Origin of the sequence: Aquisalimonas sp., assembly GCF_007120195.1 — a bacterium.
Classification (GTDB): Bacteria; Pseudomonadota; Gammaproteobacteria; order Nitrococcales; family Aquisalimonadaceae; genus Aquisalimonas.
This window is the reverse complement of the sequence record NZ_SKOG01000072.1, coordinates 1-9,586: the sequence shown is the minus strand read 5'-3', so window position 1 is coordinate 9,586 and position 9,586 is coordinate 1. Positions and strand designations below refer to the sequence as shown.

The following is a 9,586-nucleotide window of genomic DNA, read 5'->3' as shown; positions in this document are numbered from 1 at the left end:
TCCGCACCGATGATTGCGTCCGGGGCATAATCGCCACCCTTGACCAGCACATCCGGCGCCAACAGCGCGATCAAGCGTTCCGGGGTGTCCTCGCTGAAGGCCACCACGTAATCCACGGCGGCCAGCCCCGCAAGCACCTCCATGCGCTGCGACAGCGGTGTCACCGGCCGATCCGCACCCTTGAGCCGGGCGACCGAGGCATCATCGTTGACGGCAACGATCAGGCGATCGCCGAGGGCGCGCGCCTCCTGCAGATAGGCCACGTGGCCGGCATGCAGCAGATCGAAGCAGCCGTTGGTGAACACGACGCGCTCGCCGCTGGCCTTGGCCTGGGCCACATATAACTGCAGTTGCTCCCGTGACACAGGCCCCTGGTCGGGCTCGCGCAGCCCGTGCAGCGCATGCCGTAGTTCCGCCGTTGTCACCGTGGCCGTGCCCAGCTTTGCCACCACGAGGCCCGCGGCCACATTGGCCAGCGCCGTCGCCACCGGAAGCTCGGCGCCGGCCGCCAGCGCTGCTCCCAGTACAGCAATGACCGTATCGCCGGCGCCCGTCACATCGTAGACCTCCCGGGCCCGGGCAGGCAGGTGCAGCATCGCCTCGTCGCTGCGTATCAGCGTCATGCCCTGCTCGCCACGGGTAATCAGCAGGGCGCCAAACTCCAGCTCCGCCAGCATGGCGCGCGCGCGCTGCTCAAGCATGGCGTCATCGGGGCAGGAACCCACCACGGCCTCGAACTCGCCCAGGTTCGGTGTCACCAGGTCGGCACCGCGGTAGCGGGAGAAGTCCGTGCCCTTCGGGTCCACCAACACAGGGCAGCCGGCCTCCCGCGCCAGGCGAATCATGTCGGCGGGCTCGCTCAGGGCCCCCTTGGCATAGTCCGAGAGAATCACGAGCTCCGTCTGCGGCAACGCGGCACGGAACGGCTCGAGCAGTGCGGCGCGATCACAGGCGCTGAAGGGCTCCTCAAAATCCATGCGAATCAGCTGCTGGCGTCGGCTTAGCACGCGCAGTTTGCAGATGGTGGGGTGGCCGCGAACCCGATGGAAATGGCAGGCAACACCCCGCTCGGCGAGCTCATTGGTCAGGGTTGTCGCCGCCGCATCGTCCCCTGTCAGGCCGACCAGCTGCACCTGACCCTGAAGCGCCGCCACGTTCAATGCGACGTTGGCGGCGCCGCCCGGGCGCTCCTCCAGCTGCCCGACATGGACCACCGGCACCGGTGCCTCCGGGGAGATTCGTCCCGTGTGGCCGTACCAGTAACGATCCAGCATCAGGTCACCCGCCACCATGACCCGCGCTGTGGCGAAATCGGGTAACGTCAGTTGCATTGGCACAATCCGCCCATTGAGAATACCGGGCATTCTACAGAAACGAACGCTCCCCCGGGGGTTCCTCCGGTGACGGGCTGCAACGGAGCCGTGTGTGGCAAAACGCAAGCGCAAACACTTCCCGACCCACCCGATGCGCCCGTACAACTGGGGTCAGAGTGCCACCATCGCCGCCATCTGGCTGCTTGCGCGGCTCCCGTGGCGCCTCGGCCTGCGCCTGGGCAGTGCGCTCGGCAGGCTCGCCTACCACCTCGCCCGAGAGCGCCGGGAAATCGCTCGGCGTAACCTGGAGCTCTGCTTCCCCGAAAAACACGCACACGAGCGCGAGGCCCTCGTCCAAGCCAACTTCCGGGCCATGGGGCGCGCTGTCGTCGAGACCGGGCTTGCCTGGTTCGGTGGCCCACAGGTGGAGCGCATTCCGGTCGAGGTGCGCGGGGAGGAGCATCTCCACGCGGCGCTGGCTCATGGCCCGGCCATCATGCTCTCTGGGCACTTCCTGTGCGTCGAGCTCGTCGGCAGGCGCTTGCCGGGGCACCTCCCCATAGTGGTCATGTACAAGCCGATGAGCAAAAAGCCTGTGCTTGATCGTGCCATGCTCAATGCCCGCCGGCGGAACGTCGCTGATGCGATTTCAAAGGACGACACCCGAGCGCTGCTGCGCACGCTGCGCAAGGGCTTCGCCCTCTGGTATGCCGGCGATCAGGACTACGGCCGCAAACACAGCGTCTTTGCCCCGTTCTTCGGCATTCCGGCCGCGACGGTTACGGCGCTAAGCCGCCTGGCCCGTATGAGCAAGGCCCGCGTCGTACCGGCGTTTTTTTTCCGCCAGGATGACGGCCGCTACGTGATCGAGTTCCAGCCGGCCCTGGAGGGATTCCCCTCCGGTGACGAGATGGCGGACGCGACCCGGATGAATCGCGTTCTCGAAGACACAATCCGTCGCTACCCGGAGCAGTATCTGTGGATACATCGGCGGTTTAAGCGCCAGGAAGACCGCAGCATCAGGCTGTATGAATAACCTGGTGTCCGGTAACCGAAATTCGGTTACCGGACACCAGCCGACGTCATGACGACACAGGGCAACACTTCAGCCGTGGACGACACTACTCCCCAACTTGCCCGTGAACCGGCTATCCACGGGCCGAGACGCTGGCTTGCGATACTCGGTTTGAGCCTCCTTGCTCTGGGCATAGGTCCATCCAGCGCGGCAATCGGCGCAGGTTACGTGATGCTGTTGCTATTCGCGGCGTCTTCCTGGCGTGAAATCGGCCACATCTGGCACGCTGGCTGGGCAGCCAGGGTGCTTATCCTGCTGTCTGGTTACGTGCTCATTCAGGGAGCACTCGTTGCCTGGGGAGCGGACGAACCGGGATTCAGCGCCGGGGATCTGCAGCACATGCTGCGCACGGTCAGCCTGGGCACACTCGTGGTCGGGTGGGCCGTGTACGCCAGCCGATTCTCCCCACGCGTACTGTGCACCCTGGCCCTGCTGGGTTTCACGCTCGCAACCCTGCAGGCATTTCTGCAGCACGGCCCCGAACTCTTCGAGATCCGGCGGATGCACTTCCTGCGCAGCCCAAACGAAGTGGGACTGTTTGGCGGCACCCTGACCCTCGGCGCCGCACTGCTGGGTGGCTCCTACACCGTGGGTCGCTGGCGTGCCGGGCGTCCATGGACGGCGTGTGTGGTCGCAATCCTGTCAGTCGTGCTCCTGGCGTTCGGGCTGTGGCTCTGGATTCAATCCGGCTCACGCTCCACCTGGGTCGGGCTTGTTGGCGCAGCAGTCGTTGTCGGCGGCGGCGCCCTGGTTGGCGCCATGGTTGCCAGGCAGCATCTCTCCTCGACCCTTGTCGCCGTCCTGGCTGGCGCAATTATTCTTGGCGGATTCATTGCGTATCAGTATGACAGCGTCGCCGCGCGCTTCCAGAGGGAGCTGCCCAGCGTCCAGACGATCCTCAGTGGCGATTTCGGCAAACTGCAGACAGGGCGGGCCGAGGGCCACAATCCGCGGTTCAAGATTTGGGCCGTCGCCCTGGAGGAGATCCGTGAGAGGCCCGTTTTCGGCCACGGCAGCGGCGCGGTCACCGCAGGGATTCAGCAGGCCGTCGATGATGGCCGACTCAGCGACCGGCGTTCACACTTTCACAGTCTGTACTTGCACCTGGCGGTGTTCCTCGGTGTGCCTGCCGTCATGCTGTGGGTCGGCAGCCTCGCCTCGATCACCGCGCGGGCGTTTCGCCGCCTGCGCGGTGGCCTCGCGCATGACCCCGGTCTTGCCTGGTTTGTGCTCGCGTGGGGCGTGTTCTTTGCCATCACAAGCCTTTTCCAGGTGCGCATGCACAGCGCCTACGGCGCGGCCTACTTCATCCTCTTCAGCGGCCTCGCCTTCGGCTTCTACCTGCAGGCAAAGGAGTCGAGTCACCACGACACGCGCCCCACTCCGCTCGGTGACACGCCCACTGCATCGGCCCATCCACGGGGAGCGGGGGACGAGCGATGAGCGCAATCGTTCACATTGGCTATCACAAGACTGGGACGAACTGGTTCCAGCGCCACCTCTATCCCCACGCCCTGAGTCACCAATACATCCGGCGGCCGGTGGTCCGTGAAGCGCTGCTGGACGTGGGCGCTTTCGCCTTTGACCCCAGCCGCGCACAAGAGATACTGGGCCTTGAAAGCAATGATGCGCCGGTGCTCTGCGAGGAAGAGTTGAGTGGCAACATCCATACCGGTGGACTCGACGGCTGTCTCAGCAAGGACATAGCCTACCGGATACGCGCGATACTGCCCCATGCGACCATCGTGATCTTCGTTCGCAACCAGGTCGCCATGGTGGCCTCGGCCTACAAGCAATACGTCCGCGAAGGGGGCACTTACGGCCTGGACCGGTACCTGCAGCCGCTTAAGTATCGACATAACTCCGGTTTCCGGCAAGCGAAGGCGCCACACTTCACCTTGAACCATTTCGACTACCGGCTTCTGATCCGTCACTATCGGCAAGTCTTCGGGCACGACCAGGTGAAGGTCTACCCCTTCGAGTCATTTGTCGCGGATAACGAGGGCTTCGCCAGAGGATACGCCGAGGACCTCAGGCTGGAAGTGGACTGGAGCAAGGTGAAATACGCCGCCGCCAATGAGCCATACCGCGCCGTGACCTTTCAGCTGGCGAGATTCTTAAACCGCTTCACCTACCGGGACGTCGCCGACAAACGGCACTGGATCAATGTCCCCGGGCTTTACCGCAAGCAGGGCAAGCTGCTAAGGGCCGTGAACCGAACCCCGCTGGCCGGGCCGAACATTGGCTCCGAGGCGCTACTCGGGGCGGAGTGGACGGCAGCCATCAAGGAACGCTACCGGGCCTCCAACCGGCAGCTCGCTGACGAGCTCGCACTCCCGCTCGCCGAGTTGGGCTACCCCGTATAGGTGAGTAACCAGTAGATGAACGGTTTTGGTATCGAATTCCTGGGGCTGCCCGGAAGCGGAAAGAGCACACTCGCGAATCGACTGATCCAGGGGCTCGGACACGCTGAGGCACCACGGGTGACCGTGCGCACCGCAGGACGAGAAGCCCTGCGACAGCGGCTGCGTGCGTCCAGCGCACCCTTCACTCGCCTGCTGATGTACGCCGCCGGGGCAGCCCTCCTGCGCGGGGTTTACCCGGCCACCAAATACGAAATCGCGGCTTACAACGCCTTCTGCCTTGGACACCCGGACCTCACCCTAGCGGCCCTGCGAGCAATTAACCGCACCACCACCGACGGCACCCGGCGGGAGCAGGCGGCGAAGCTGTGGTTCAAGCATTGCGCCCGCTATCAGCTGATCAACGACCACTGGGGAAGCCCTCGGGACGTTCTGGCGCCGGAGGGGTTCTTTCAGAAGGCCATCACGCTGTTCATCTCCGATGCCCCCCCTGTTCCCGAACTCATCGACGCGTACGTGGCCAACGCTCCCATGCCTGCCGTTCTGGTCGTCACCGCCGTCGACCCGGCAGTGGCACTGCAGCGCTTGCACGAGCGCCAGCGCCAGCCCCCACTAGCCGGTGTCACGCATCAGCAGCAGCTCGACACCTTGCGCTCCTGGGCAAAACTCCAGGATCACCTGAGCAACATGGCCACAGCAGGGGGAGTCGAAGTGATTATGATCGATGCCGGGCAACCCCTCGCCGACAATCAACGTTTGCTTGCCCGCCGTCTCGGAGCGTGACGGGAATACAGTGTCCTGAGTTGAGCTAGAACGTGTACCCGAACCGCTCGATCTCGTTGCCGAACACCTCCTCAACGATCACCCGTTCTTCCCTGCCGTAGAAGCTGCGGTAGCCTCTCTGCGCGCCGGAGCTTCTCGCGTGGGGGAACCACGACGTCTCAAAGGGCACGCCGATACGATCGCACAGGTGCGCGAAATCGGGCACGAGGTTTTCGTAGCGGCCCACGAAATCTACCGCGACCTTGTCATCAATCGTGTAGATCGGCCAATTACTCCTGGGCCGAGGAACCACCTTCTCTGCATCCGGCCGCTGCGGGTCGCGCAACCTCTCAAGAAACTCCCTGAAAGAGATATCTGTGGAATCCTTCGTCCGCCACTTGTAGTCAGAAAGCGCTCGTTCATAGGGGTTTCTTACAAAGCAGAATTTGTAATACCGCTCCCATTCCCAAGGGGCGAATGCCCGGAGCTCCTCCGCGGTCGGCTGCTGCGCCTTATTGCCAGTCACGCCTTTATACAACCGCTTCTGGGTCCTGTTGACAAGATCCGCCGGTTGCGGCCTTTTTCCTCGGAGGAGGTCTTTCAAGGCGTTTCTGCCCAAAATAAACGCCCCGCTCGGTGAGCGCATTTCGTTCATGATTCTGCGGTTATAGCGTCCGCCCCGCCTTATGCACTCGGTCCAGCCGCCGACCTGGAGGTCATCGGGCCCCAAAAACGGATTCAGGCATACTGTAATCGAGCTGCCCGCCACTTTTCGGCAATGCAGAAATATGAATCTGTGCCTATGACTGAGTATCATGACCTCATTCCGTCGCTACGCTGTCGTGTGCGAGGCCCCTGTGGTTCGGCGAATCCCATGGGCAACGCCACCAGCTCCCCGGCACATGTTGGCCACCCCGACTCTCCCGCGCACAGCGCATGTCCTGACCCAGGCATCCCGGCCAGTCGCGTCGTCGGCGACAGCGTGACACCGGGATCAGCCAAACACCAATCGCCTTAAGTAAGCCTGGAGGCACCATTGCACCGAGCCGCAGTCTGGGGATGGGCTGCCGTTGCGATAGCGGCGTTCAATGCCTCCTTCGAGTAGCCAATGCCGCGGGGTCGGAAGCGGCGATACCAGGCGGTATGGACCCAGCGGATATCAGCCACAATGCGATTCAGCCCGAGAATCCGGGCGAGGGCGAAACGGTGGTGGCCTTCCGACGTTTTGACGAATACGCCGTTGCGGTCGATGGCCAGGCCAATTTGATGATCGCTGCTCTCGGCTCTGTAGCCGTCTTCCCGCAGGCTCTGGCACAACTTGCCGCAATGGCTCATGTAATCATCCACCCGCCGTTCCGCATGGGCGCGCGCGGCGGGTTCACGGCGACCACGCTCGATGTAGTACTGCACGAGCGGCCTGTAGCAGGCGTCGACGCTGAAGTGGTTGTCGTAGAGGGTCGCCATCAACCGGTAGGTGGGGTGGTCTTCGATGGGGTAGACGCGCCGATCCCAGTTGCCGCGCCGGAGCGACTCTGGCAGGAGGGCGCCGTTGAGCGCGAACAGGAGCTTGGCGGTGGATGTACGCCGCGGGAAAAAGGAGCGCACCCGCACCGGGTCGATCACCACGTTCGGAAACCCACTCATTCGGAAGCCTCGGGTTTGCCCCAGTCCCTGCGGGCCGGCTCAAGGATCTCACGCAACATCGCCTCGTACCCCTGCGCGGTGCGCTCCATCGTGTACTCGGCGGCGGCCTTGCGCAGCGTCTCCGCCGGTAGCGGAGATTTCAAGGTCTCGATGATAGCGCTCGCCAGGGCTTCGGAATTACCCGGGGGTGTTAGCCGCCCATAGCGCCCGTGTTGGAGGATTTCATTGGGCCCGCTGGGGCAGTCGGTAGCGACAACGGGTATTCCCAGGGCCAGCGCCTCGGTCAACACATTCGGTGACCCTTCCCAAAGGGACGACAGCACGAACACGCCCGCCTGCTGCATCCAGGGGTAGGGGTTTTCCACGAATCCTGGCAGAAGAACGTCCGCCTCGACCCCCAGTCGTCGCGCCTGTTGCTGCAGCGAGCGCTCCAGGTGGCCACGACCTAGGATTACCAGCCGTACAGACTGCTGTTGGCGCACCAGGGAAAACGCGTGCACCAGCGTCGGGAAGTCCTTCTGTCGGCGCAGTCCGCCGGCACCAAGGAGCACCGGAGGCTCGCCGTCAGCAAACCAGGGGTGCACGGCGCGCGCCCTGGCCGCCTCCTCGAACCCGGGCGTGATCACCGGGTTGCGGATGAGATAAATGCTGCCAACAGAGAGCCCGGTAATCCGGCTGATATCCTCCCGGACCCCCTGAGAGTTGGCAACGACACCGTCGGCCTGCCGATAGGTCAGACGTAGCGCACGATAGACGCGCCAGCGCTTGAATGCGCTGCGCCCTGCCAACCGGCGGGAGATGGTCGTCCCCGGGCGAACGACGACTTTCACCGGACTGGCGGCGGCCCGCTTGGCCCGCAACGCGGTCGCTGCGTCATCATCCTTGCCGACAATCAGGAATTCCGGCCTGGTGCGCGTCAAGTGATCGACCAGCGCGGCGCGATGCCGGCCACGCTTCCCGGGGAGTGGCACGTGTTCAACGCTGGCCGGCAGGGTGGACATGAACGCGCCGTCACCGGGCGTCAGGTAGGCCACATCGTGGGCCCGATTGGCGAGGCCGTGGGCGGTGTTGATCAGCATACGCTCCACACCGCCCTGCCCGTACTGGGACAGGAAGAACGTGATCTTCATCAGTGTGATATTCTCGGCATCCTTCGCGCATCTGTAAGCGTCAATAGCCTAACAGCGACAGCGCTCTTCTGGTGACACACCCATCGATCATGTGGACCTGTTGCAACGGGTCGTGAGGGCCGATGACAACAGACCGCCCACATATTGCCGTGTTTCTGGCGACCTCTGGCCACAGTGGCGTGGACCGGGTGATGGGTAACCTGATTCCCGAAATGGCACGCCAGGGCGCAAAGGTTGACCTGTTGAAGGTGGACCGGCATGGCCCATACCTCCGCGACGTTCCGGCGGGCGTTCGTATCATCGAACTGGGCAGTCGCCATGCGAATACCAGTCTCCTGCCTCTCATCCGCTACCTTCGCCGGGAACGGCCCGAGGCCTTGCTCTCGGACAAAGACCGGGTGAATCGCACGGCCATCTGGGCAAGGTCGATTGCGCGGGTGCCGGTGAGGCACGTCGTGCGGCTGGGGACGACGGTCTCGCTCAACCTCAAAGGCAAGAACCGGCTCGAGCGCTGGGCCCAGCGCTTCTCGATACGCCACTTCTACCGCCGGGCGCACCATATCATTGCCCCCTCGCAAGGTGTCGCCGATGATCTCGTCGCCGCCTTCGATGTGCCCCTTGACCGGATCAAGGTCCTCAAGAGCCCAGTACTGACCCCGGAGATGGAGGCACTCGCGAAAGCACAACCAGCGCTCCCCTGGACGGATCAGTCCCCCTTCGTGCTAGGGGTTGGCCACCTCTGCCCGCGTAAGGATTTCGCCACGCTCGTTCGAGCTGTTGCAAGGGTCCGTGAGCAGCGCCCGTGCCGCCTCGTGATCCTGGGGGACGGCCGCGAGCGCAACGACCTGCTCGAACTGGCTCGTGCACACAGACTCGGGGACGATCTCTACATGCCCGGATTCTCCGCAAACCCCTACAGTTATATGCGCAAAGCCGGGGTCCTGGTACTAACCTCCCGATGGGAGGGATTACCTGTGGTTATCGCCGAGGGGCTGGCGCTGGGCACGCCCGTCGTGGCAACGGACTGCCCGAGTGGCCCGCGAGAGATTCTGGGCGACGGTGCGTTCGGCATACTGGCGCCGATGGGCGACGCCGATGCGGTTGCATCCGGGATTCTCGAGTCCCTGGCCCACCCGCCCGCAAGCGCCACCTTGCGGGGCGCGGTTCAAGGGTACGAGGTCACGACCAGCACGAGAGAATACCTTCGCGTGCTGCTGGACACGCACTGAGGAGTCCGGGTTTGAAAGCTGCCTCTGCGAACAACAAGCCGCCGATTATCGTCATCGGCATGCACCGCGC

9 protein-coding genes are annotated in these 9,586 nt (G+C 63.9%); 5 read left to right on the top strand and 4 right to left on the bottom strand.

The genetic code is table 11. The annotated features are described in order from the left end of the window. Positions 1 to 1,331, bottom strand: a 1,331-nt coding sequence (gene hldE / locus QZT63_RS06150; protein WP_290649480.1) for a bifunctional D-glycero-beta-D-manno-heptose-7-phosphate kinase/D-glycero-beta-D-manno-heptose 1-phosphate adenylyltransferase HldE, incomplete at its 3' end; no start/stop codon positions are given. A 94-nt stretch (positions 1,332 to 1,425) separates the two neighbouring features. Here hldE and QZT63_RS06145 point away from each other — a divergent pair. From QZT63_RS06145 to QZT63_RS06130, 4 genes are all read left to right on the top strand, one after another. Next, positions 1,426 to 2,349 carry a lysophospholipid acyltransferase family protein gene (locus QZT63_RS06145; protein WP_290649479.1) on the top strand — a complete coding sequence of 308 codons (924 nt, stop codon included), beginning with the start codon at positions 1,426 to 1,428 and terminating at the stop codon, positions 2,347 to 2,349. A 210-nt stretch (positions 2,350 to 2,559) separates the two neighbouring features. Continuing rightward, entirely contained in the window at positions 2,560 to 3,831 is a 1,272-nt protein-coding gene (locus QZT63_RS06140) for an O-antigen ligase family protein (protein ID WP_290649477.1), read from the top strand. Further along, the gene (locus tag QZT63_RS06135) at positions 3,828 to 4,754 is read left to right on the top strand and encodes a hypothetical protein (RefSeq protein ID WP_290649475.1); all 927 of its coding nucleotides are present in this window, start codon (positions 3,828 to 3,830) and stop codon (positions 4,752 to 4,754) included. Before QZT63_RS06140 ends, QZT63_RS06135 begins: the two co-directional genes overlap by 4 nt. A gap of 15 nt (positions 4,755 to 4,769) precedes the next feature. Continuing rightward, entirely contained in the window at positions 4,770 to 5,534 is a 765-nt protein-coding gene (locus QZT63_RS06130) for an AAA family ATPase (protein ID WP_290649473.1), read from the top strand. 25 nt (positions 5,535 to 5,559) lie between these two features. Here QZT63_RS06130 and QZT63_RS06125 read toward each other — a convergent pair whose 3' ends face one another. The 3 genes from QZT63_RS06125 to QZT63_RS06115 form a co-directional block, all read right to left on the bottom strand. Then, positions 5,560 to 6,330, bottom strand: a complete 771-nt coding sequence (locus QZT63_RS06125; RefSeq protein ID WP_290649471.1) for a sulfotransferase family 2 domain-containing protein — start codon at positions 6,328 to 6,330, stop codon at positions 5,560 to 5,562. Between the two features lie 197 nt (positions 6,331 to 6,527). Beyond that, on the bottom strand, positions 6,528 to 7,157 hold the full coding sequence (locus tag QZT63_RS06120; RefSeq protein ID WP_290649469.1) for a hypothetical protein: 630 nt from the start codon (positions 7,155 to 7,157) through the stop codon (positions 6,528 to 6,530). Then, a complete protein-coding gene (locus QZT63_RS06115; protein ID WP_290649467.1) occupies positions 7,154 to 8,287 on the bottom strand; it encodes a glycosyltransferase in 1,134 nt (377 codons plus the stop codon). The genes QZT63_RS06120 and QZT63_RS06115 overlap by 4 nt, the downstream gene beginning before the upstream one ends. Positions 8,288 to 8,409: 122 nt before the next feature. On the opposite strand from QZT63_RS06115, the gene QZT63_RS06110 reads away from it, so the two are divergent. Further along, the gene (locus QZT63_RS06110) at positions 8,410 to 9,516 is read left to right on the top strand and encodes a glycosyltransferase (RefSeq protein WP_290649465.1); all 1,107 of its coding nucleotides are present in this window, start codon (positions 8,410 to 8,412) and stop codon (positions 9,514 to 9,516) included. Positions 9,517 to 9,586: the final 70 nt, after the last annotated feature.